Source organism: Rhizobium sp. M10, from assembly GCF_002531955.1.
Classification (GTDB): domain Bacteria; phylum Pseudomonadota; class Alphaproteobacteria; order Rhizobiales; family Rhizobiaceae; genus Rhizobium; species Rhizobium etli_C.
The window spans coordinates 43502-66616 of sequence record NZ_NWTA01000003.1 but is presented as its reverse complement, the minus strand read 5'-3'; the positions used below and the strand labels follow the sequence as shown (position 1 = coordinate 66616).

20 protein-coding genes and 2 riboswitches are annotated in these 23115 nt (G+C 62.1%); of the genes, 12 read left to right on the top strand and 8 right to left on the bottom strand.

Features of this window, described 5'->3' with window-relative positions:
• Window positions 1-71 precede the first annotated feature (71 nt).
• Together CO671_RS05615 and CO671_RS05610 are read left to right on the top strand one after the other, a co-directional pair.
• Window positions 72-3470: an AsmA-like C-terminal domain-containing protein gene (locus CO671_RS05615; protein ID WP_097605129.1), complete on the top strand. Its 3399-nt coding sequence runs from the start codon at window positions 72-74 to the stop codon at window positions 3468-3470.
• A gap of 212 nt (window positions 3471-3682) precedes the next feature.
• Window positions 3683-3964 (top strand): hypothetical protein, encoded by a 282-nt coding sequence (locus CO671_RS05610; RefSeq protein ID WP_097605128.1) that lies wholly within the window; start codon window positions 3683-3685, stop codon window positions 3962-3964.
• 83 nt (window positions 3965-4047) lie between these two features.
• Here the strand turns inward: CO671_RS05610 and tyrS are convergent, their stop codons facing one another.
• Entirely contained in the window at window positions 4048-5304 is a 1257-nt protein-coding gene (tyrS, locus tag CO671_RS05605) for a tyrosine--tRNA ligase (RefSeq protein ID WP_097605127.1), read from the bottom strand.
• A gap of 132 nt (window positions 5305-5436) precedes the next feature.
• Between tyrS and CO671_RS05600 the strand changes: the two genes are divergently transcribed.
• On the top strand, window positions 5437-6555 hold the full coding sequence (locus tag CO671_RS05600; RefSeq protein WP_097605126.1) for an anhydro-N-acetylmuramic acid kinase: 1119 nt from the start codon (window positions 5437-5439) through the stop codon (window positions 6553-6555).
• Entirely contained in the window at window positions 6552-7076 is a 525-nt protein-coding gene (locus CO671_RS05595) for a GNAT family N-acetyltransferase (RefSeq protein ID WP_170964931.1), read from the top strand. The genes CO671_RS05600 and CO671_RS05595 overlap by 4 nt, the downstream gene beginning before the upstream one ends.
• Here CO671_RS05595 and CO671_RS05590 read toward each other — a convergent pair.
• Window positions 7073-8239, bottom strand: coding sequence for an acyltransferase (locus CO671_RS05590; protein WP_097605125.1), 1167 nt, complete (start codon window positions 8237-8239; stop codon window positions 7073-7075). The genes CO671_RS05595 and CO671_RS05590 overlap by 4 nt on opposite strands.
• A 143-nt stretch (window positions 8240-8382) precedes the next feature.
• Window positions 8383-9060 carry an alpha/beta hydrolase gene (locus CO671_RS05585; protein ID WP_004675601.1) on the bottom strand — a complete coding sequence of 226 codons (678 nt, stop codon included), beginning with the start codon at window positions 9058-9060 and terminating at the stop codon, window positions 8383-8385.
• A 217-nt stretch (window positions 9061-9277) separates the two neighbouring features.
• On the opposite strand from CO671_RS05585, the gene CO671_RS05580 reads away from it, so the two are divergent.
• The 8 genes from CO671_RS05580 (at window position 9278) to sufA (ending at window position 16620) form a co-directional block, all read left to right on the top strand.
• Window positions 9278-10444, top strand: a complete 1167-nt coding sequence (locus tag CO671_RS05580) for a cysteine desulfurase family protein (RefSeq protein WP_097605124.1) — start codon at window positions 9278-9280, stop codon at window positions 10442-10444.
• A gap of 191 nt (window positions 10445-10635) precedes the next feature.
• Window positions 10636-12105: a Fe-S cluster assembly protein SufB gene (sufB, locus tag CO671_RS05575; RefSeq protein ID WP_064685460.1), complete on the top strand. Its 1470-nt coding sequence runs from the start codon at window positions 10636-10638 to the stop codon at window positions 12103-12105.
• Window position 12106: 1 nt separating this feature from the next.
• Window positions 12107-12352 (top strand): hypothetical protein, encoded by a 246-nt coding sequence (locus CO671_RS05570; RefSeq protein WP_097605123.1) that lies wholly within the window; start codon window positions 12107-12109, stop codon window positions 12350-12352.
• Window positions 12353-12432: 80 nt separating this feature from the next.
• Window positions 12433-13188 (top strand): Fe-S cluster assembly ATPase SufC, encoded by a 756-nt coding sequence (gene sufC / locus CO671_RS05565; protein ID WP_010028644.1) that lies wholly within the window; start codon window positions 12433-12435, stop codon window positions 13186-13188.
• Window positions 13189-13212: 24 nt separating this feature from the next.
• The gene (gene sufD / locus CO671_RS05560; protein WP_097605122.1) at window positions 13213-14487 is read left to right on the top strand and encodes a Fe-S cluster assembly protein SufD; all 1275 of its coding nucleotides are present in this window, start codon (window positions 13213-13215) and stop codon (window positions 14485-14487) included.
• A 12-nt stretch (window positions 14488-14499) separates the two neighbouring features.
• The gene (locus CO671_RS05555) at window positions 14500-15741 is read left to right on the top strand and encodes a cysteine desulfurase (RefSeq protein ID WP_097605121.1); all 1242 of its coding nucleotides are present in this window, start codon (window positions 14500-14502) and stop codon (window positions 15739-15741) included.
• 12 nt (window positions 15742-15753) lie between these two features.
• Window positions 15754-16134, top strand: coding sequence for an SUF system Fe-S cluster assembly protein (locus CO671_RS05550; protein WP_010029026.1), 381 nt, complete (start codon window positions 15754-15756; stop codon window positions 16132-16134).
• 93 nt (window positions 16135-16227) lie between these two features.
• A complete protein-coding gene (sufA, locus tag CO671_RS05545; RefSeq protein ID WP_010029027.1) occupies window positions 16228-16620 on the top strand; it encodes a Fe-S cluster assembly scaffold SufA in 393 nt (130 codons plus the stop codon).
• Between the two features lie 62 nt (window positions 16621-16682).
• Here sufA and CO671_RS05540 read toward each other — a convergent pair whose 3' ends face one another.
• The 5 genes from CO671_RS05540 to gcvT all read right to left on the bottom strand — a co-directional run bounded on the left by CO671_RS05540 (window position 16683) and on the right by gcvT (window position 22758).
• Window positions 16683-16985, bottom strand: coding sequence for a flagellar basal body rod C-terminal domain-containing protein (locus CO671_RS05540; protein ID WP_097605120.1), 303 nt, complete (start codon window positions 16983-16985; stop codon window positions 16683-16685).
• 152 nt (window positions 16986-17137) lie between these two features.
• A complete protein-coding gene (locus CO671_RS05535) occupies window positions 17138-18175 on the bottom strand; it encodes a GH25 family lysozyme (protein WP_097605119.1) in 1038 nt (345 codons plus the stop codon).
• Window positions 18176-18368: 193 nt separating this feature from the next.
• On the bottom strand, window positions 18369-21233 hold the full coding sequence (gcvP, locus tag CO671_RS05530) for an aminomethyl-transferring glycine dehydrogenase (protein WP_097605118.1): 2865 nt from the start codon (window positions 21231-21233) through the stop codon (window positions 18369-18371).
• Entirely contained in the window at window positions 21233-21595 is a 363-nt protein-coding gene (gene gcvH / locus CO671_RS05525) for a glycine cleavage system protein GcvH (protein ID WP_097583877.1), read from the bottom strand. The genes gcvP and gcvH overlap by 1 nt, the downstream gene beginning before the upstream one ends.
• Before the next feature lie 26 nt (window positions 21596-21621).
• The gene (gcvT, locus tag CO671_RS05520; RefSeq protein WP_097605117.1) at window positions 21622-22758 is read right to left on the bottom strand and encodes a glycine cleavage system aminomethyltransferase GcvT; all 1137 of its coding nucleotides are present in this window, start codon (window positions 22756-22758) and stop codon (window positions 21622-21624) included.
• A 76-nt stretch (window positions 22759-22834) separates the two neighbouring features.
• Window positions 22835-22916, bottom strand: a riboswitch (glycine riboswitch).
• A 3-nt stretch (window positions 22917-22919) separates the two neighbouring features.
• Window positions 22920-23008: riboswitch (glycine riboswitch) on the bottom strand.
• Window positions 23009-23115 lie beyond the last annotated feature (107 nt).

The following is a 23115-nucleotide window of genomic DNA, read 5'->3' as shown; positions in this document are numbered from 1 at the left end:
ATATAGTGGACGGAAACCCGTCCAGCATGGCCGGGTTCAATTCTTCGATTTAAGGGAGAGCCCGAAGGCGCATGTCAGCCATCCGCGGCGAAAAGGTCACGTTTCGCAAGAAGGATATCGTTGCGCTGGACCGCTTGCCGTCCGCCCAGGCCGAGGATCCGATCATCGTTTATTGCCCGCCGCCGCGTTCACCGATGCGCCGCACGGCGAAGCTGACCTTGGGATTTCTGGGACTGATTCTCCTGATCCTCGGCGCCATCGTCTTCACCGTCGAGAGCGGCATGTTCGACAAGCCGCTGTCGCAGCAGGCGCAGGCGGCGTTGAACGGCGTGGCCGGACCGCGCTACCGCGCCGAAGTCGGCTCCACCGTCATCCGATTCACCTCTGACTTCCGGCTGGCGCTCGAAGCGCGCAACGTCAATATGATCGACCAGCAGAGCGGCCAGCACTTGTCGACGACGGGTTCGGTGCGGCTGGGGCTCGATCCGCTGCAGCTTTTCCGCGGTCGTATCGCCGTCGCCGATATCGAAGCGGAGGACATCGCGCTCGACACCGCGCTTCTGCCCTCCGGCAACCCCGTCAAGCTCGACGATCTGCGCATCGACGCCATGCCGGCGGCGATGGAGAGGATCTTCTCGCAGCTCGACATGTTCGACAGCATCGTGACACGCGGCTCGACCAATTCCGTGCGCATCTCCGGCATCGACGTCAAATTGGCCGATACCGCAAACGGCCCGTTATCGCTCGTCGTCGACAATCTCGTCTTTGCGCATGCCGGGCCATCCTCGCTGCAATTGCGAGGTGAGGTTGCGCTGAACGGCGAGGTGGCCGAGCTCGACGTGCTGGCCGAGAAGGACGGCGGCCGGGTGTCGAAGCTGGTGGCGACGCTCAACCACGCCGACCTCACGCCCTTTGCGTTGAAACGCAACGATCAGGGCGTGATACGGCAGGGGCTCAGTGCCTTCGTCGACCTGACAGTGTCGGCGACCAGGGAGCGCGACGGCGTGCAGCCGGCGCTTGCCGCAACGGTCGATATCGATCCCGGCCTGATTTATGCGGATGGCGATCCTCAGGAGCTGTCGGGTGGGCAGATCAACCTCGCCTATGATTTCGCCAAGCAGACGCTCGAGATCGCCAAGTCGAACGCCCGGTTCGGCGCGACCACGGTTCCCATCAACGGCGCGCTGATTGATCTCGACAAGCTCGACCCGCAGGCCGGCAAGGGCTTCGGCATCGACCTGCTGGTCAGCGGCGGCACCGCCGCGCCTGGCGCCTCCGGCGAACAGCCACTCTCCTTCGATATCCAGGCGACCGGGCGCTATCTGGTCGCCGGCCGGGAATTTCTGTTTCCCAACATGACCGTTTCCAGCCCGCTCGGCGCGCTCTACGGGGCGTTGCACGTCAGGCTCGGCGATAAGTCGCCGGAAATCAGCTTTGCCGGGCAGTCCAGAGAGCTGCAGACGACGGCGATCAAGCAGCTCTGGCCGTTCTGGATGGCGCCCAAGGTACGCACATGGGTGCACGGCAATCTCTTCGGCGGCACCGTCACAGACGCTGCCATATCCGTCTTCATTCCGTTCGGACGGCTTGACGAGGCAGCCGGCGGCAAGGGATTGAAGCTCGACGCCAACCAGATCCGCATCGGCTTCGACATTGCCGGCGCGCGGATGAACGTGGCCGGCGACATTCCGCCGGTGCGCGATACGGCGGCGCATTTCGATCTGACTGGCCCGGTTGCGACGATTTCGATCAAGAGCGGCACCTCCTATTTCCCCTCCGGCCGGTCCGTCGGTCTCGGGCAGGGAACGTTCGTCATCCCTTCCGCCTACGACAAACCGCTGATGGCCGATATCGATCTTGCGGTCTCCGGTGCGGCGGACGCCGTCGGCGAGCTCCTGACCTACAAACCGATCCGGGTGCTGCAGCGCGCCGGCTTTACGCCCGACGATTTCAAGGGACACATCGACGCGAATGTGAAGGCGCATTTCGGACTGCTGTCGTCGCAAAACCCGCCGCCGGCCGAGTGGAAGGCCGCCATGAAGCTCGCCGACGTCGATCTGGCCAAGCCGTTTTCCGGCCGCACGATCAGCAATGTCAGCGGCATGCTGAATGGCGATCCGAAGCAGATCACGCTCGACGCCAAGGGCGAGATCGACGGCATTCCCGCCGAGATCGATCTGACTGAGCCGGTCGAAGCGTCGTCTGGCGTGGAGCGGCAGCGCGTGATCACAGCGACACTCTCGGATGATCAGCGCAGCAAGGTGATGCCGGGGCTTTCCGATATCGTCAGGGGTAACCTGAAGATGGTGCTGACGCGGATAGACGACGACCGGCAAGATGTTCAGCTTGACCTCACCAAGTCGATGCTCGACCTGCCTTGGATCGGCTGGTCGAAAGGCAGCGGTATTGCCGCATCCGCGGAATTCGAGATGTCCGGCCCGCCCGAAAATACTGAGATCAAGAATTTCCGGCTGAAGGGGGACGGCTTCGGCGCCACTGGATCGCTGAACGTCGGCAAGACGGGCCTAATCTCCGCGGATTTCGACAGCGTCAGGCTCTCCTCGCTCGATGATTTCGCCTTGTCGGTGAAGCGCAGCAAGGGCAATTTCGACGTCTCCGTTTCAGGAACCAGCGCAGATGCGCGGCCGGTCATCGCGCGATTGAAATCGGGCTCGGACAGCGACGAGGGCGGCGATAGCGACAATATCGGCGTGTCGGTGCGGGCCAAGCTGAAAAACGTCGTCGGTTTCAATGACGAAAAGGTCGGCAATTTCCAGGCACAGGTGTCACTGCGCGGCGACAAGCTGCAGGCTCTGAATTTTTCCGGCGTTACCGACAGCGGCGAGGCCGTCGTCAGCCAGATGAAGGATGGCGGCGTCATCAATATCACCAGCGGCGATGCCGGCGCGGTTTCCCGTTTCGCCGATCTCTACCAGCACATGCAGGGCGGCCTGCTCAATCTGGCGATCCGGTTGGGTGCTGAGGGCGGCTGGGACGGCTCGCTCGATGTGCGCCGTTTCTCGATCGTCAACGAACAGCGCCTGCGCTCGATCGTGTCGACACCCGTCGGAAACGAGCAGCGCAGCCTCAACGAGGCCGTCAAACGCGACATCGACACTTCATCGCAACGCTTTCAGCGCGGCTTTGCCCGCATCGTTTCGCGGGGTGGCATGATCGGCATCGAGAACGGGGTGCTGCGCGGCGACCAGATCGGCGCGACCTTCCAGGGCGTGGTGCGCGACCGCAAGGGCAATATGGACATGACCGGCACCTTCATGCCGGCCTACGGCCTCAATCGCCTCTTCGCCGAACTGCCGCTGATCGGCGTCATTCTCGGCAACGGCAGCGACCGCGGCCTGATCGGCATCACCTTCAAGCTGACCGGCAAGTTCGACCAGCCGAACCTGCAGATCAACCCGCTGTCGATCATCGCGCCCGGTGTCTTCCGGCAAATCTTCGAGTTTCAGTGAGACGGGCAAGGCAGAAGCGCTAAATCTCTTGCGCCTGAGAGATCGTCGAGATCGTTGATCGTGCCGGTGCTCCCAATCCATCTGGTCGCAGATCCCGGCGGGCGGAAAAGGTTCGACCAGGCAAGTCGAATAGTGATGCTTTGCTTATTTTAGATAACTCTGATGTAATGTGAATCCGGCAAACAACGGTCGGCGCAATGTCGGAGGATGCCATGCAGTGCGCTCGGACAGTCTCTTTCATATCGGTCGCGGTGATCGCCGCTGCAGCAGGCGAGGCTTCGCAGTCTGCGGATAAGGGCGCGCGGCTGAGGCCGCCGGAGCTCATCCGTTCCGCCCATGTGTTGACGGTCCCCCTCGATGCGACCGTGACGCCGCCGACGTTCTCGATCAGCTGGTGGTCACGCGTGACGCGCGCACCAGACGTCGACCCGCCGCCCTATGTCTTCCGGGAGGCTGAACGAACGGACGCGACATCTCAGCCTGGCGGCGAGTGAGGGGTGTGCGCCAACTGCAAAATTGGGCAACGAAAAAGCCGGCGCGGGCGCCGGCTTTGATTTCCGTTCGGAATTGAAGCCGCCTACGCCGCGCGGCGGATCAGGATGTGCTTCTTCTTGCCGAGCGACAGCTTGATGACGCCGTCGGCGGTGATTTCATTGCTGCCGATCAGGCGGCGTTCGTCGCTGACCGCCTCGTCGTTGATGCGCACCGCACCACCCTGGACGTGGCGGCGGGCTTCGCCGTTGGAGCCGGCAAGGCCGGCGCGGACCATCAGCGAGAGCAGGCCGATGCCACCGTCGAGTTCGGTGGCCGGGATCTCGACGGAAGGCAGGTTTTCCGAAAGACCGCCTTCCTCGAAGGTCTTGCGTGCCGTCTCCGCAGCCTGCTCGGCGGCCGGACGGCCATGCAGGATCGCGGTGACTTCGGTTGCCAGGATCTTTTTGACTTCATTCAGCTCCGACCCGCCGATCGCCGAAAGCCGTGCGATTTCATCCATCGGCAGGGTGGTGAAGAGCTTGAGGAAGCGCGGCACATCCGCGTCCTCGGTGTTGCGCCAATATTGCCAGAAGTCATAGACAGGCAGCAGGTCGGCGTTCAGCCAGACCGCGCCGGAGGCCGATTTGCCCATCTTGGCGCCGGACGACGTCGTCAGCAGCGGCGAGGTCAGCGCATAGAGCTGCGGCGTCCCCATGCGGTGACCGAGATCGATGCCGTTGACGATATTTCCCCACTGATCCGAACCACCCATCTGCAGACGGCAATCGTAGCGCTTGGCCAGCTCGACGAAATCATAGGCCTGGAGGATCATGTAGTTGAATTCCAGGAAAGACAGAGACTGTTCGCGGTCAAGGCGTGTCTTCACGCTGTCGAAGGACAGCATGCGGTTGACCGAGAAATGGCGGCCGACATCGCGCAGGAATTCGAGGTAGTTCAACGAGCGCAGCCATTCGGCGTTGTTGATCATCAGCGCGGCGTTGCCCGGCTTGTCGTAATCGAGATAGTTCGAGAAGCAGCTCTTGATCGAGGCGATATTCTGCTCGATCGTCTCGATCGTCATCAGCTTGCGCGCTTCCTCCTTGAAGGACGGATCGCCGACCATGCCGGTGCCGCCGCCCATCAGCGAAATCGGGCGGTGGCCCGTCGCCTGCAGCCAGTGTAGCATCATGATCTGCGTGAGATGGCCGACATGGAGGCTGGATGCCGTCGGGTCGTAGCCGATATAGGCCGTCACGGTTTCCTTGGCGAACAGATCGTCGAGGCCGCTTTCATCGGATACCTGATGGATGAAGCCGCGCTCTTTCAGCGTGCGGAGGAAATCGGACTTGAACTCGGACATGGCTTTCGTCTCTTGGTGTCTGCGCTCGGTCCCGTTTGGCCTTACGCAACTTCGTTGTTGTTGATCTGTCGCGGCGCGTTTAGCACTGTTTTTACAAAAGTGCATCCGGGAATCGCATGGGAGGCAAGCCTCATGGACGTGATCAGAACCGCGATCGGGCTGATGAGCGGCACGTCGATGGATGGGATCGATGTCGCGTTGATCAGGACGGACGGCCGCGGCTTCATCGAGCGCGGGCCATTCCTCGGTGTGCCCTATGAGGCCGAATTTCGCGAGCGGCTCAAGCGGGCGCTGGACCTGGCGCGTCCGCTAACCGACAGGTGCGAGCGACCCGCGGAACTTCGTGACATCGAGCTTGAGTTGACCCAACGGCATGCAATTGCCGTTACGGCATTCCTTGAGCGTTTCGGGCTGTCTGCCGATGCCGTCGACGTTCTCGGCTTTCATGGTCAGACCGTGCTTCACCGGCCCGACGAAGGACTGACGATTCAGATCGGCGACGGCGGCGACCTCGCCCGGCGAACCGGCATATCGGTGGTCTACGACATGCGCTCCAACGACATGGTCCATGGCGGGCAGGGCGCGCCGCTGGTGCCGGCCTATCACGCCGCACTCGCCGGAAAATTCCAGCAGGGGGGGCAGGCGGTCTGCTTCGTCAACATCGGCGGCATCTCCAATCTGACCTTCGTCGGTACGGACGGCCGGATCGTCGCCTTCGACAGCGGACCGGGCAATACGCTGATCGACCAATGGGTGGAGATGCAGACCGGCAAGACCTATGATCCCGGCGGCGAGATCGGCGGACGCGGCAAGGTGGTCGCCGCCCTGGCGGAGCGATATCTGGAAAGCCCGTTCTTCCGCGGCAATGTCCGCCGCTCGCTCGATCGCGGCGATTTCGCGCCGCTTCATCAGGGCGAGGCGAGCCTCGAAGACGGCGCCCGGACGCTCGCGCATGTCGCCGCGGCCTCGATCATCAAATCCGCTGGTTTTCTCCCGGAAACTCCATTGACCTATATCGTCTGCGGCGGCGGCCGGCTAAACGCCACTTTGATGGCGGAGTTCTCGGCGATGGCCGCGGGCTTGGGATCAAGAGTGTTGAGTGCCGAGGAAGCAGGCTTTGATGGCGATGCGATGGAGGCAGAGGCCTGGGCCTATCTCGCCGTCCGCTCGCTGGACGGGCTGCCTCTGACGTTTCCCGGCACGACCGGAGTCAGCGCTCCCGTCAGCGGCGGTGTGCTCGCAACGCCATGAGCGACAGGATCATCCTGACGACGCCGCGGCTCAGATTCGTCATGTGGGACGAAGGCGATGCGGCCCTTGTGCAGCAGCTGCATTCGACGATGGCAACGACCAGATATCTTCCCGGCAGCGCGCCCTGGAGCCCGGAGAAGGCCGCTGAACGGCTGCGGGGCTGGTTCGAGGAACAGGCCCGCGACGGCACGACCAAATACAAGATTGTCACCGAGGACGGACGTTTCGTCGGCCGCGCCGGCATTTCGCGGTTCGGGAGCGAGCAGTTCGAACTCGGTTATTCCCTGATCGAGGAGGCGTGGGGCAAGGGCCTGGCAACAGAAGCGGCGAGCGCCCTGGCCGACTGGTTCTTCGAAAGGAGACTTGCGCCCGCTTTCATTGCCTTCACGCATCCCGAAAATATCGCCTCGCAGCGCGTTCTCAGGAAGGTCGGCATGCGCGAACGTGCGCCGATCTTGATCGATGGAGTGCTCGATATGGCTTTCGAGATGGCCGCTGACATGCGGCCGGAAAATCCCTAGCTCTTGACGGCAAGCGGCCGAACGCGCCCGCTCTGGTTGCCGTCCTCGACGCCCCTGACCTGGGCAATGAACGAGAACTTCTTGCGAAGGCCGAGGATCGGCTTCTCGATGAAGTGCCAGGAGAGCACCGCGACGGCGAGAGCCGATGGTAGGCCGACGGCATAGAGCGCCAGCGCCCCATATTTCGGATAGAGAAAGGCCGACGGAAACGCGCTTATCCAGATCTGCAGGAACGGGTCGTGATAGAGATAAACGCCGTAGGAATAGTCGCCTTTTCGGAAGAAGGCGGGGATCGGGACTTCCGACAGACCGATGAAGACGGTCATGTAAACAAGCGAGGTGATGACGATGGGCCGGTTGATCACCGATTCAATTGCCCGGCTGTCGAGAGTGAGAATGGCAGCGACGCAAACGAGGCAGGCGGCGGCGAAGATCCAGCGCGAATGGGGAATGACCCCCTTGAACTGGAAGGCAACGATGCCCATCAGGAAGGCGGTTATCAGCTGTGAGCCTCGGCTCATGAACAGGAAGCGGGCGACGGGCTTGATTGTAGCAGGCAGCAGATAGGGCATCTTCTGCACGATGAGGCCGATGACGATGTAGGCGGCCGTCACGGCGAGCAGCTTGTAGCGTGTCTTGACGATGGCCGTGATCATCAGGAACGACATGATGATGTAGCAGAAGATCTCCCAGGGAACCGTCCAGAGAGCGCCATTGACCTTCTGGCTCGGATTATCCTGGAACACGCCCGGCAGCTCGTAATGGATCCAGCCGACGATGTTCAGGAAGTATTTGAAGAAGCGCGGATCGGTGAAATAGTCGGCATGGTGGACGATCGTGACGATCGGCCCGATGATCAGCGAACAGACGACGATATCGACGGCAAGAGCCGGGACGATGCGCAATCCGCGATTGGTCAGGAAGTTCCGGAGGCTCAGGCGCTGGGCGCTGCCGGCGATCAGGAATCCGCTCAATGCGAAGAACATCGGAACTAGAGCGTATTCGGTGAACCAGAATATCGACCCTCTGATGAAGTCATTATTTCCGGTCAGTAAAAACGAATGGGTCAATACGATAGAAAAGGCGAGCCCTATTCGAAGAAAATCAAATCCCGGACCGATTCCCTTATACTTATCCAGGACTTCCCCGAACGACTTGGTCATTTGCGGACCTCGCTTCTGTTTGGATCGCGAGGAACCTACCGCACTGCAATATATATTGCAACACGGTAAGTGATCTGTTTCGGGACAAGAGATCCGACTGGGTCTCGAGCCCTCCGCAAGACGCGGCGCGTTCGCGCTGCGGTTTAGCGGATCCGCTTGGCGGCCGGCTCCGGCACCAGTTCGCCGTTGAGGCGGCGGTCGAGATAGTCCTCGCATTCGCTCATCAGCGTCTCCACCTGACCGTTGAAGAAGTGGTTGGCGTTGGCCACAGTGCGATGGGTGATGAGGATGCCCTTCTGGGTCTTCAGCTTCTCCACAAGACCGTTGACGTCCTTTTCCGGCGCCACCTTGTCGGCCTCGCCGTTGATGATCAGGCCGGAGGATGGGCAGGGCGCCAGGAAGGAGAAGTCGTAGGTATTGGGCTGCGGGGCGATCGACATGAAGCCCTCGATCTCCGGCCGGCGCATCAGGAGCTGCATGCCGATCCAGGAACCGAAGGAATAACCGGCGACCCAACAGGTCTTCGAATCGGGGTGCAGGCTCTGCACCCAGTCGAGCGCGGAGGCGGCATCCGACAATTCGCCGGCGCCGTGGTCGAATTCGCCCTGGCTGCGGCCGATGCCCCGGAAATTGAAGCGCAACGTCGTGAACCCGCGCTTCTGGAACATGTAGAAGAGCTGGTAGACGATCTGATTGTTCATCGTGCCGCCGAACTGCGGATGCGGATGCAGGATCAGGGCGATGGGCGCGCTTTTTTCCTTGGAGGGCTGGTAGCGGCCTTCAAGACGGCCGGCTGGGCCGTTGAAAATTACTTCGGGCATTGGTACTCCGGGTTTTATTTCGCGTTCGCGCTGCGTTGGACGACAACATGACTTGACTAACGTTGTCAGCTTTTCTAAAACGCAGTTTAGAACAATTCGAAACTTGCATGGCGATCCACGCTTCGTGGAACGTGTCATAAGGCAAGCCCGGCGGAAATTTCAAGAAAAATGAACCGCGGGTGCTGAAGCAAGCTCGTCAAGCGCAGGACTGAAGATCATGGCGCCGCCACGCCTTTATCTCGACTGGAATGCCACAGCGCCGCTGCACCCGGCAGCGCGCGAGGCGATCATGCGCGCCATCGACGTGTTTGGCAATCCGAACAGCGTGCATGGAGAGGGGCGCGCTGCGCGCGCCGCCATCGAAGGCGCGCGACGCAAGGTAGCGGCGCTGGCTGGCACCGATGCCGGCAATGTGGTCTTCACCAGCGGCGCGACGGAAGCCGCCAATCTGGTTCTGACGCCGGATTTCCGCATGGGGCGTACGCCGCTTCAGCTTGGCCGTCTCTATTTTTCGGCGATCGAACACCCCGCCGTGCGCGAGGGCGGACGCTTTCCCAAGGAGAAGATGACCGAAATTCCGGTGACGGAAGCCGGCATCGTCGATCTCGACGCGCTTGACCCCTTGCTTGCTGCCCATGACAAGGCCGCCGGCCTGCCGATGGTCGCCGTCATGCTCGTCAACAACGAGACGGGCATCGTCCAGCCGGTCGAGGCGGCGGCAAAAATCGTGCATGCCCATGGCGGGCTTTTCGTGGTCGACGCGGTGCAGGCGGCCGGCCGCATCCCGCTCGATATCAACAGGATCGGCGCCGATTTCATGATCGTCTCCTCGCACAAGATCGGCGGGCCGAAGGGCGCCGGCGCGCTGATTGCGCGCGGCGAGGCGCTGATGCCGCGGCCGCTGATCCAGGGTGGCGGGCAGGAACGTGGTCACCGCTCAGGGACACAGAATTCGCTGGCGCTGATCGGCTTTGGCGCGGCGGCGGAGATGGCCGCGGGCGAGCTGGAGACGCGCAATGCGGCAATCGGCGCGTTGCGCGAGCGGCTGGAGGAAGGCATGCGACGGCACGCCGCCGACGTGATCATCCATGGCGAGAGCGGCGAGCGCGTCGCCAATACGATCTTCTTCACCCTGCCGGGTTTGAAGGCCGAGACCGGACAGATCGCTTTCGATCTCGAAGGTGTGGCGCTTTCGGCGGGTTCGGCCTGCTCGTCGGGACGGCTTGGCGAAAGCCATGTGCTGACGGCGATGGGCCGCGACGCCAAGCTCGGCGCACTGCGCATCTCGCTCGGCTTCTCGACCACGGAAGAAGATATAGACAGGGCGGTTGCCGCTTTTGCGAAGATCGCCTGCCGGCGCAGGTCGGCGGGCGAGGCGGCCTGACCGCATCATAAACTTGCGGAAACGCAAATTTCCGCTTGCCAAGCGGGCTGAAAAGTCCCTTTTGGCCTCTTACATCAGGGCAAGGAATTGCCCGACCATCAGGGCAAGCGATTGCCCGACAGGAAGGGCGAGACGATTGCCCATATGCTACAAGCTGCCGGACCTTGGATCCGGCGAGATTGGAGAATGAAATGGCTGCCGTGCAGGAAACGATCGACCAGGTGCGCCTGATCGATGTGGACCAGTACAAATACGGTTTCGAGACCGTCATCGAAATGGACAAGGCGCCGAAGGGCCTGTCCGAGGATATCATCCGCTTCATTTCGGCCAAGAAGCAGGAGCCGGAATGGATGCTGGAATGGCGTCTGGAGGCCTATCGGCGCTGGCTGACGCTGGAAGAGCCGACCTGGGCGCGCGTCAATTATCCAAAGATCGATTTCAACGACATCCATTACTACGCCGCGCCGAAGAGCGCGCCGGGTCCGAAGTCGCTCGACGAGGTCGATCCGGAGCTGTTGAAGGTCTATGAGAAGCTCGGCATTCCGCTGCGTGAGCAGGAGATCCTGGCCGGCGTCGAGAAGCCGAAGATCGCTGTCGACGCGGTCTTCGACAGCGTCTCGGTCGTCACCACCTTCAAGGCGGAGCTGAAGAAGGCCGGCGTGATCTTCATGTCGATCTCGGAGGCCATCCGCGAACATCCCGATCTCGTCCGGAAATATCTCGGTTCGGTCGTGCCGACCTCGGACAATTATTACGCGACGTTGAATTCGGCTGTCTTTACCGACGGCTCCTTCGTCTTCGTGCCGAAGGGCGTTCGCTGCCCGATGGAACTGTCGACCTATTTCCGCATCAACGAGAAGGGCACCGGCCAGTTCGAGCGCACGCTGATCATCGCGGAAGAGGGCGCCTACGTCTCCTACCTCGAAGGCTGCACGGCGCCGCAGCGCGATGAAAATCAGCTGCATGCCGCCGTGGTCGAGCTCGTGGCTCTCGACGATGCCGAGATCAAATATTCCACCGTCCAGAACTGGTATCCGGGTGATAAGGAAGGCAAGGGCGGCATCTACAATTTCGTCACCAAGCGTGGCGATTGCCGCGGCGACCGCTCGAAAATCTCCTGGACGCAGGTCGAAACAGGCTCGGCGATCACCTGGAAATATCCTTCCTGCATCCTGCGCGGCGACGACTCCAGAGGCGAATTCTACTCGATCGCCGTCTCGAACGGTCATCAGCAGATCGACAGCGGCACCAAGATGATCCATCTCGGCAAGAATACGTCGAGCCGCATCGTCTCCAAGGGCATCGCCGCCGGCGTCTCCAACAACACCTACCGCGGCCAGGTCTCGGCCCACCGCAAGGCGTCGAACGCACGCAATTTCACGCAATGCGATTCGCTGTTGATCGGCGACAAGTGCGGCGCCCATACCGTGCCCTACATCGAGGCGAAGAACTCGACGGCGCAGTTCGAGCACGAAGCGACGACCTCGAAGATCTCCGAGGATCAGCTGTTCTACTGCCTGCAGCGCGGTATCCCGACAGAGGCGGCGATTGCACTGATCGTCAACGGCTTCGTCAAGGAAGTGCTGCAGGAGCTGCCGATGGAATTCGCTGTCGAGGCGCAGAAGCTGATCAGTATTTCGCTGGAAGGCTCTGTGGGCTGACATGAGCGAGGCGGACAAGAAGCGCATTCTTGAACGTCTGGAGAATATGCGCGGGGAAATATTGGCGAAAATTCGCCCCCGCGGGCAAAGAAACGAGACGGAAACGCCGCCGGAGCAGCCTTATGTGTTTCTCCGGCAGCGCATGGAAAAACCGGGAAAGATCATGCAAGGGATCCCGGAATTTCTCGAATGGGTTTGGCTCGTAACGGTCGCGGTTTTCCGCGTTTTCCGTTTTTTTTGGCGATAGCGCCGAGCACAACATGTCGATGTCCTTAGAAATTACGCGAGGCTCCGATGAGCTACGCAGAGAAAACGCAGGAACCAAAGATGCTTGAAATCAGAAACCTTCATGCCCGCATTGCCGAAGACGGCACCGAGATCATCCGTGGCTTGAACCTCACCGTGAAGGCTGGCGAAGTTGCCGCGATCATGGGGCCGAACGGCTCCGGCAAGTCCACACTCTCCTATGTGCTGTCCGGCCGCAGCGACTACGAAGTCACCGAGGGCGACATTCTCTATAATGGCGAGAGCATTCTCGAGCTCGATCCGTCCGAGCGCGCCGCCAAGGGTGTCTTCCTTGCCTTCCAGTATCCGGTCGAAATCCCGGGTGTCGCCACCATGCAGTTCCTCAAGGTGGCGATGAACGAGCAGCGCAAGGCGCGTGGCGAGGACGAACTGACGACGCCGGATTTCATGCGTCGCGTCAAGGATGCTGCGGCCAAGCTGCAGATCAACACCGAGATGCTGAAGCGGCCGCTCAACGTCGGCTTCTCCGGCGGCGAGAAGAAGCGCGCCGAGATCCTGCAGATGGCCCTGCTGGAGCCGAAGCTCTGCGTGCTCGACGAAACCGACTCGGGCCTCGACATCGACGCGCTGAAGATCGTCGCCGACGGCGTCAATGCGTTGCGTTCGCCCGATCGCGCTGTCGTCGTCATCACCCACTATCAGCGCCTGCTCGACTATATCGTGCCTGATACGGTTCACGTGCTCTACAAGGGCCAGGTGATCAAGTCGGGTGACAAGACGCTGGCGCATGAGCTCGAAGCCAACGGCTATGCCGATATCATCGGCGCGGCGGCCTGAGTTCGGGTGGAAAGGACGACCTCCATGAACATGCAGACGACGAGTCGCCTGACCGCGGCCGAAACCGCGCTGATCGACGCCTTCAACCAGCAGATCGGCGAGTTGCCGGGCAACGGCATGGTGACGGCGCTGCGCGACCGGCTTCTCGATGACCTGAAGAAGGCCGGCCTGCCGACCCGCCGCATCGAAGCCTGGCATTACACCGACTTCAAAAACCTGCTGCGCGGCTTGCCGCCGCAGGCAGGCGACGCCGGCTCCGACCCGCTTGAGCCGCTCGTCGCGGGTTCCAGGGTGCTGGCGGTGATCCAGGGCCATGCCAATCAGAAGGCGGTCGCAGAGGGCCTTGGCGTGTCAGCCTATAGCGAACGTCTGCGTGACGGCTCGGCCGCAGGCGGGCTCGATGCGCTCGGCAGCGACGATGCGGTCGGCCGCATCAATGGCAGCTTCGTGCGCGACGGCTATGTGGTTGACGTGCCCGATGATACCGAGCTTGAAAATCCGCTCGAGATCCAGTTCATCCATGCTGGCGGGCAGACGCATACGCGCCTTCCCGTTTCCTTCGGCGCCGGCGTCAAGGCAACCGTTATCGAGCGTCACCGTGCGGTGACGGGCGATGCTGCCTTCGTGTCCCATGTCAGTGACATCACCGTCGGCAAAGGCACGGAACTGACATGGATCATCCTGCAGCAGCAGGGTGCTGACGATACGCATCTCGGCCAGATCCGCGTCGATCTCGGCGCCGATGCCAAGCTTCGCCTGTTCGTCATCAATGCCGGCGGCAAGCTGGTGCGCCAGGAACTGCATATCAAGGTGACGGGCGAGGGCGCCGACCTGACGCTGCGCGGCATCAACCTGCTCGGGGCCGACAGCCATACCGACGTGACAATGGTGCTCGGCCACGACGTGCCGCATACCGGCTCGACCGAGGTAATCCGCAACGTCGTCTTCGACCGCGCCAAGGGTGTCTTCCAGGGCATGATCCGGGTGGCTCCCGATGCGCAGAAGACCGACGCCAAAATGGCGTGCAACACGCTGCTGATGTCGGACGATGCCGAGTTCTCGGTCAAGCCCGAGCTCGAGATCTTCGCCGACGACGTCCAGTGCGGCCACGGCGCGACGGTGACCGATATCGACGCCAATCATCTCTATTACATGATGGCGCGCGGCATTCCGGAGAACAAGGCGCGGGCAATGCTCGTCAACGCCTTCGTCGCCGAGATCGTCGAGGAACTGGAAGACGAGGCCCTGGTCGAGGCGCTGGAAGGCGTGATCTCGGCCTGGCTCGAGAAGCACGCCTGATCGGATACAACAATGGACAAGATCGTGCCGGCCACGCCATACGACGTCGAAGCCATCCGCCGGGATTTTCCGATCCTGGCGGAGAAGGTGCACGGCAAGCCGCTGGTCTATCTCGACAACGGCGCCTCGGCCCAGAAGCCGCAGTCGGTGATCGACGCCATCTCGCATGCCTATAGCCACGAATACGCCAATGTGCATCGTGGCCTGCATTATCTCTCCAATGTCGCGACGGATGCCTACGAGGCGGCGCGCGAGAAGGTGCGCCGCTTCCTCAACGCCCCTTCGGTCAACGACATTGTCTTCACCAAGAATTCGACCGAAGCGATCAACACCGTCGCCTATGGCTGGGGCATGCCCAAGCTCGGCGAAGCTGACGAGATCGTCCTGACGATCATGGAGCACCACTCCAACATCGTGCCCTGGCATTTCATTCGCGAGCGGCAGGGCGCCAAACTGGTCTGGGTGCCGGTGGATGACGAGGGCGCCTTCCATATCGAGGATTTCGAGAAGTGCCTGACGGAGCGCACGAAACTCGTCGCCATCACCCATATGTCGAATGCGCTCGGCACGATCGTTTCGGTCAAAGAGGTCTGCCGCATCGCGCATGAACGCGGCATTCCGGTCTTGATCGACGGCAGCCAGGGCGCCGTGCACCTGCCCGTCGACGTGCAGGATATCGATTGCGACTGGTACGTCATGACCGGCCACAAGCTCTACGGCCCGTCGGGCATCGGCGTGCTCTACGGCAAGAAGGAGCGGCTTTTCGAGATGCGCCCCTTCCAGGGCGGTGGCGAGATGATCTTCGAGGTTGCCGAGGATGCGGTCACCTACAACGATCCGCCGCATCGCTTCGAAGCCGGTACGCCGCCGATCGTCCAGGCGATCGGTCTCGGTTATGCGCTCGACTATATGGAGAAGGTCGGCCGCGAGGCGATCGCCCGCCATGAGGCCGATCTTGCCGCTTACGCGGTCGAGCGGCTGCAATCGATCAATTCGCTGCGCGTGTTCGGCACGGCGCCCGACAAGGGCAGTATTTTTTCCTTCGAGCTTGCCGGCATCCACGCCCACGACGTCTCGATGGTGATCGACCGGCAGGGCATTGCGGTGCGTGCCGGCACCCATTGCGCCATGCCGCTCTTGAAACGCTTCGGCGTCACCGCCACATGCCGTGCATCCTTCGGCATGTACAATACCCGCGCCGAGGTCGATGCCCTGGCCGATGCGCTTGAATATGCGCGCAAGTTCTTTGCTTGAGGAGTGTCCGTGATGAGCCTGGACGAAAGCGAACAGAAGATCGACGTGCGCGAAGGGATCGTGCATTCCAGCATCCCGGCCGATGAACTGGCACGGCTGAGCGACGACGTCATCGGCGCGCTGAAAACCGTCTACGACCCGGAAATTCCCGCCGACATCTTCGAACTCGGTCTGATCTACAAGATCGACATCGAGGACAACAGGATGGTGAAGATCATGATGACGCTGACCGCGCCCGGCTGCCCGGTCGCCGGCGAGATGCCGGGCTGGGTGGAAAACGCCGTCGGCGCCGTCGAAGGCGTGTCTGGTGTCGAGGTCGAAATGACCTTCGATCCGCCGTGGACGCCGGACCGCATGTCGGAAGAGGCGCAGGTCGCCGTCGGCTGGTACTGACATCCCTCGGTATTGATCCGTTTACCTCGGACGACTACATTTGAATCACGAAGCACCGGATCTTGACCCCGGTTGTGGAAGGAGATGAAGCCGATGGGCTTTGCAGTGATGAGCATGACGGACGGGGCTGCGGCCCGCGTCAAGGCGATCGTCGAAAATTCCGGGCCGGAAGCCAAGGGCGTTCGCGTCGGCATCAAGAAGGGCGGCTGCGCCGGGATGGAGTATACCATCGACCTGGTGACCGAACCCAACGCCAAGGACGACCTGATCGAGCGCGACGGCGCCAGGGTCTGGGTCGAACCATCGGCCGTGCTCTATCTGCTCGGCACAGAGATGGGCTTCGAGCAGACGACGCTGCGCTCCGGCTTCACCTTCACCAACCCGAACCAGACATCGGCCTGCGGCTGCGGCGAATCCGTCGAATTGAAACCCGCCGATCTCGCGGCCCTTGCCGCGCAACGGCAGAGCGAGCCTGTGCATTCCTGAAGAATCACGCCGGTGGAGAATTTCTGCCGAGTTAGACCGCGGCCTATCTTAGGAGTGGGCGCTCAGTCGCGCTTGATGCTCATCAGCATTTCCCACAAGTCGGCGCCGGTTTCGAAGACGACGGCGTTCGCCTTGTAGCTTTGCTCGGCTTCGAGCATATCAGTCAGTTCAGTGGCGAGGTCGACGTCCGACGACGTCGCTTCAACGGTTGCGCGAACGCCCGGCTCTGTGGAGGCGAGGCTGGTATTCAGTCTGGCATAGTCGGGCGTGCTGCTGTTTGCAACATTGCTGGCGATTGCGCCGATCCGCGTCGTCTGCGCCCTCATTCCCGAAAGAGCAATGTTGGTAATGCCCGATATGCTCATCAGCCGTTCCCCAGATCTGAATGGAATGCTTGTACCTGCAATGGCTTAGGGAATGTTGAACGGGTTGCGTTAGCAAAGATCTATGGGCACGGAGATAACACCGCCCACCTGTTCCGGACTGAGACAGGAAAGCTGGGGCCGTGACCTGCCTGCTACCGCGACGCAACCCAGTCGTGCCAATCGCTTTCGTTGCCGTTGAAGACGTTGAGATCGATCTTGCCGTCGACGCCGTCGGAAAGACCCGAACCGGAATATTGCCAGAAGACCCATTTGCGGCCCGGATAAACCTTGGAGGGGTGGGCGGCCACTGAGCGCAGCCAGAAGGGATAGTCGAGCATCTGGCCCTTCAAATTGTCGCGGTAGAAATCCGGTGCCGTGTAGATGATCGGGCGCTGGCCGTAATGACGCTCCAGCTTGTCCATGAACACCTGCATCTTTTCCCGGACGCGGGCGGGGGAAATCCGCCGCTTGCAGCTCGATTCGCCGTTCCATTCGACGTCGATCACGGGCGGAAGCGCGTTTGCTTCTCTCGGTACGTTGCGGATGAACCAGTCGGCCTGTTCGCCTGCCGTCCGGCACCAGTAAAAGAAGTGGTAGGCGCCGTGTTTCAGGCCGGCTTCCTTGGCCCGGCGCCAGTTCTTCCTGAACATCGGATCGAGGTGATCGCCGCCGTCCGTCGCCTTGATATAGACGAAGTTCGCGCCTTGCCTGCGCAACGTCTCCCAGTCGATTTCACCTTGCCAGCGCGATACGTCGACGCCGTGCACGGCAAGCTTTCTCGGCGACGTCGAGCCGAAATTAATCGGCTTGGCGTCGCGGAAACGGTGGCCGTAGATCTGGCCGCGCGATGGCGATCTCGTGCGGAGATCGGGCTCGATTCTTGGGTTGGAAGGCATGAGCATCGCCACGGGCTTTTCTGTCGGCATCGGCATGCCGACCGGCCTTTCCGCGGGCACGAGCGCCTGCGGCTCCGGAACCGGCCCGGTCCAGCTCAACGCTTCCTGCGGCGCGCTTGCCTGTGCGGTGTCGCCCACGGCGGCGGCCGGTATCGGGCCGTCCGGCTTGGTGATCGCATTGGTTGTTTCCGCCGAAGGCACAGGAGTGAGCACATCTTCGGCCCCGGAACTGGCGGCGCATCCCGACAGGATCAGGGCGGCGAGGAAGATTGCAGATACAGCCGATGGACGCATGAGAACCTGTACGCAAAACAAGAGATCGACGGTGATCGGAACCGCCTTTATGAAAAGCTAACAGGGACTTGCTAAGAAAGGTTAAATTTGAACCCTGTGCCCAGAAACGGGCATCGCTGGGTTCGACCGCTTGCCAAACGTTGAGGCCGCAACCAGCCCCTCCCGACGACGGGAGGGGCTTGCCGAATTGCTGTTACTCCGCTGCTTCCGCGTAGCTTTCCACCGGCGGGCAGGTGCAGATCAGGTTGCGGTCGCCATAGACGTTGTCGACGCGGTTGACCGGCGACCAGTATTTGTCGACGCGGAAGGCGCCGGGCGGGAAGCAGGCCTGTTCCCGGCTGTAGGGGCGGTCCCATTCGCCGACGAGGTCTTCCACCGTGTGCGGGGCGTTTTTCAGCGGGTTGTTGACCTTGTCCATCCGGCCGTCCTCGATGGCGCGGGATTCCTCACGGATCGCCAGCATCGCCTCGCAGAAACGGTCGAGCTCGGCCTTGGTCTCGCTTTCCGTCGGCTCGATCATCAGCGTGCCGGCCACCGGCCAGCTCATGGTCGGCGCATGGAAGCCGCAGTCGATCAGCCGCTTGGCGACGTCGTCGACGGTGACGCCTGAACTGTCGACCAGCGGCCGGGTGTCGATGATGCATTCATGCGCCACCCGGCCGGTCTTCGACTTGTAGAGCACATCATAGGCGCCCTTCAGCCGGGCGGCGATATAGTTGGCGTTGAGGATCGCCACCTTGGTCGCCTGCGTCAGGCCTTCGCCGCCCATCATCAGGCAGTAGCTCCAGGAGATCGGCAGGATCGAAGCCGAACCGAAGGCGGCGGCCGAAACCGCGCCCGGACGGCCGTCGGTCTCGGGGTGGCCGGGCAGGTGGGGCGCCAGATGCGCCTTGACGCCGATCGGGCCCATGCCGGGGCCACCGCCGCCATGCGGGATGCAGAAGGTCTTGTGCAGGTTGAGATGCGACACGTCGGAGCCGATGTCGCCGGGGCGGGACAGGCCGACCATGGCGTTCATGTTGGCGCCGTCGAGATAGACCTGGCCGCCGTGTTTGTGCACCAGTTCGCAGATCTCCTTGACCGTCTCCTCGAAGACGCCGTGCGTCGAGGGGTAGGTGATCATGCAGCAGGAGAGATTTGCCGCATGCTCTTCGGCCTTCGCACGGAAGTCCTCCATGTCGATGTCGCCGTCCTCACGCACCTTGACGACCACCACCTTCATGCCGACCATCTGGGCCGAGGCCGGGTTGGTGCCGTGCGCCGAGGTCGGGATCAGGCAGACGTCGCGATGAGCCTCGCCATTGGCGATGTGGTAGTTGCGGATCGTCAGCAGGCCGGCATATTCGCCTTGAGCGCCGGAATTCGGCTGCATCGAGAAGGCGTCGTAGCCGGTGACGGCGCAGAGCTTTTCCGTCAGGTCGTCGAGCATCTCGCGATAGCCGAGCGCCTGGTCGGCCGGCACGAAGGGATGGATATCGGAAAATTCCGGCCAGGTGATCGGCAGCATTTCCGCCGTCGCATTGAGCTTCATCGTGCAGGAGCCGAGCGGGATCATGGCGCGGTCGAGCGCGAGATCCCGGTCGGAGAGCCGGCGGATATAACGCGTCATCTCGCTCTCGGCCCGATTCATGTGGAAGATCGGATGGGTGAGATAATCGCTGGTCCGGAGCAGGCCCTTCGGCAGGCGGTAGGAGGGCTCGAAATCGGCGATGGTGAAATTGCCGCCGAAGGCGCGCCAGACGGCTTCGAGGGTCGCAGGCCGCGTGCGCTCGTCGAGGCTCATGCCGATCCCGGTTTCGCCGACCTTGCGCAGATTGACGCCTTCGGCGACGGCGGCGCGTAGGATGAGCCCCTGCATATGGCCGACATCGACGGTGATCGTGTCGAAGAAGCTTTCGGGTTCAACCTTATAGCCGAGCTTTTCCAGGCCCTTGGCCATCAGCACGGCCTTCTGATGCACCTGCTGGGCGATCGCCTTGATGCCATCAGGCCCATGAAAGACCGCATACATCGAGGCCATGACGGCGAGCAGCACCTGAGCAGTGCAGATGTTCGAGGTTGCCTTCTCGCGGCGGATATGCTGCTCGCGGGTCTGCAGCGACAGGCGATAGGCGCGGTTGCCGCGGGCATCGACGGAAACGCCGACAAGGCGGCCGGGCATCGAGCGCTTGACGGCATCCTTGACCGCCATATAGGCCGCATGCGGGCCGCCGTAGCCGACCGGGACGCCAAAGCGCTGCGAGGAGCCGACGGCGATATCGGCGCCCATTTCGCCGGGCGATTTCAGCAGCGTCAGCGCCAGGATATCGGCGGCGACGACGGCGATGGCGCCGGTCTGGTGCAGGCGGGCGATCAGCCCGGTGAAATCATGCACGTGACCATGGGTGCCGGGATATTGGAAGATCGCGCCGAAGACGTCGACGGGATCGAGATCGGTGAAGGGATTGCCGACGATGACGCTCCAGCCGAGCGGTTCGGCGCGGGTGCGGATGAGGGCGATGGTCTGCGGATGGCAATCGGCATCGACGAAGAAAGCCTTCGCCTTCGACTTGGAGACGCGCTCGGCCATTGCCATGCCTTCGGCAGCGGCGGTCGCCTCGTCGAGCAGTGAGGCGTTGGCGACATCGAGGCCGGTCAGGTCCGAGATCATCGTCTGGTAATTCAGCAGCGCTTCCAAACGGCCCTGGCTGATTTCAGGCTGATAGGGCGTGTAAGCCGTGTACCAGGCTGGGTTCTCCAGGATATTGCGCTGGATGACCGGCGGCGTGATCGTGCCGTAGTAGCCCTGGCCGATCAGCGAGACCAGCACCTTGTTCTTGTTGGCGGTCTCGCGCAGCTTGTCGAGCGCCTCGCGCTCGGTCATCGGCGCGCCCCAGACGAGCGGCGCCTTCTGGCGGATGGCGGGCGGCAGCGTCGCATCGATCAGCCCGTCGAGGCTGTTATAGCCGATCACCTTCAGCATGTCGGTCATCTCGGCCGGCGAGGGGCCGATATGGCGGCGATTGGCGAAATCGTAGGGCTGATAATCGGTGAACTGGAATTCGGTCGGCGTCGTCATTACGCGATGAGCTCCTTATAGGCGGCCTCGTCGAGGAGACCATCGGCATCGGCACGATTCTTGAGCTTCAGCTTGAAGAACCAGCCGGCGCCCTGCGGATCGGAGTTGATGAGCGAGGGATCGGCGACGATCGCCTCGTTGACAGCGGTGATCTCGCCGTCGAGCGGACAATAGACTTCGGAGGCTGCCTTGACGGATTCGACGGTTGCCGCATCGTCGTTCTTCGCAAAGCTCTTGCCGATTTCGGGCAGCTCGACGAAGACGAGATCGCCCAGCTGTTCGACGGCATAGGTGGTGATACCGACGGTTGCGACATCGCCATCGAGTTCAAGCCATTCATGTTCAGCGGTAAATTTCAGCATGGAAAAATCCTTTCGGAAACAGGGTTTCAGCGTTTGTAGGTCGGCGTAACGAAGGGCAGGGCAGAGACGGTGACGGGCAGGAACTTGCCGCGTACCTCGGCATAAACCTGCGTGCCGGCCGCGGCATAAGAGACCGGCACGTAGCCCATGGCGACGGGGCCTTCGACGCTGGGGCCGAAGCCGCCGGAGGTGACTTCACCGATTTCGGTCTGGCCCTCGGCATCGGCATAGAGCCTGGCATGGCCGCGCACCGGCGCCTTGCCTTCCGGCTTCAGGCCGACACGGCGGCGGGCGGCGCCGTTTTCGAGTTCGGAGAGAATGCGGCCGGAGCCGGGAAAACCGCCGGCACGCGCGCCGCCGGCGCGCCGCGCCTTCTGCATCGCCCATTCCAGAGCGGCCTCGACCGGCGAGGTGGTCGTGTCGATATCGTTGCCATAAAGGCAGAGACCGGCTTCCAGGCGCAGCGAATCACGGGCGCCGAGACCGATCGCCTGGACGTCGGGATGTTCGAGCAACCGCATGGTGACATCCACGGCCTTGTCGGCGGGAACCGAGATTTCGAAGCCGTCCTCGCCGCTGTAGCCCGAGCGCGAGACGAGGCAGGAAACGTCGTGCAGGCGGCAGTGGCGCACATCCATGAACTTCATCGCCGCGACATCGGCCCAGAGTTCGGCGAGAACCTCGACCGCACGCGGTCCCTGCAGCGCGATCAAAGCGCGGTTCAGAAGCGTGATGTCGCACTGGTCGCCGATATGGGCCTGCAGATGGGCGAGATCGGCCTCCTTGCACGAGGCGTTGACAACGACGAAAAGATGGTCGTCGACATGAGTGATCATCAGATCGTCGAGGATGCAGCCGCTGTCGTCGGTGAAGAAGCCATAGCGCTGGCGGCCTTCGGCAAGGCCTAAGATATCGACCGGCACGAGGCTTTCGAGCGCCAGAGCCGCATCCTCGTAGCTGCCCGACTTAGCCTTCACGATGACCTGTCCCATGTGGGAGACATCGAAGAGGCCGGCCTCGGTGCGGGTATGAAGGTGCTCCTTCATCACGCCTGCCGGATATTGAACCGGCATGTCGTAACCCGCGAACGGCACCATGCGGGCGCCGAGCGAAAGATGCAGGGCATGCAGCGGGGTTTTCTTCAGGGCAGCAGTATCGTCCAAACGACGCCTCCGGGGTTTGCGCCTTGTTGCGAAGGCGCGGGCTCAAATCTGAAGGCGCGGCTGCGCACTTCTCTCCTGAGCCCCCTCTGTCCTTGACGCCTGAGATTGTTATCCCTTCGGCGAGCGTTTCGAGAACGCTTCTCTCCAGAGTTCCGTCTGCCCCTTGCTGGTCCTTTGGCCTGAGAGTTTCCGGGGCGGTTGCTCCTTCGGCACCGGTGGCGAAAGCACCGGATTCTCCCAACAGGGTTGGCCGCAATTATCCGGCGGGCGCAGCGCTTGGCAAGGCCAAATGTCGTGAGCGGACAAATTTTTGTCGCCATAGTCAGGTCCGGCCGCCGGCTGCGGCAAATCTGCTTT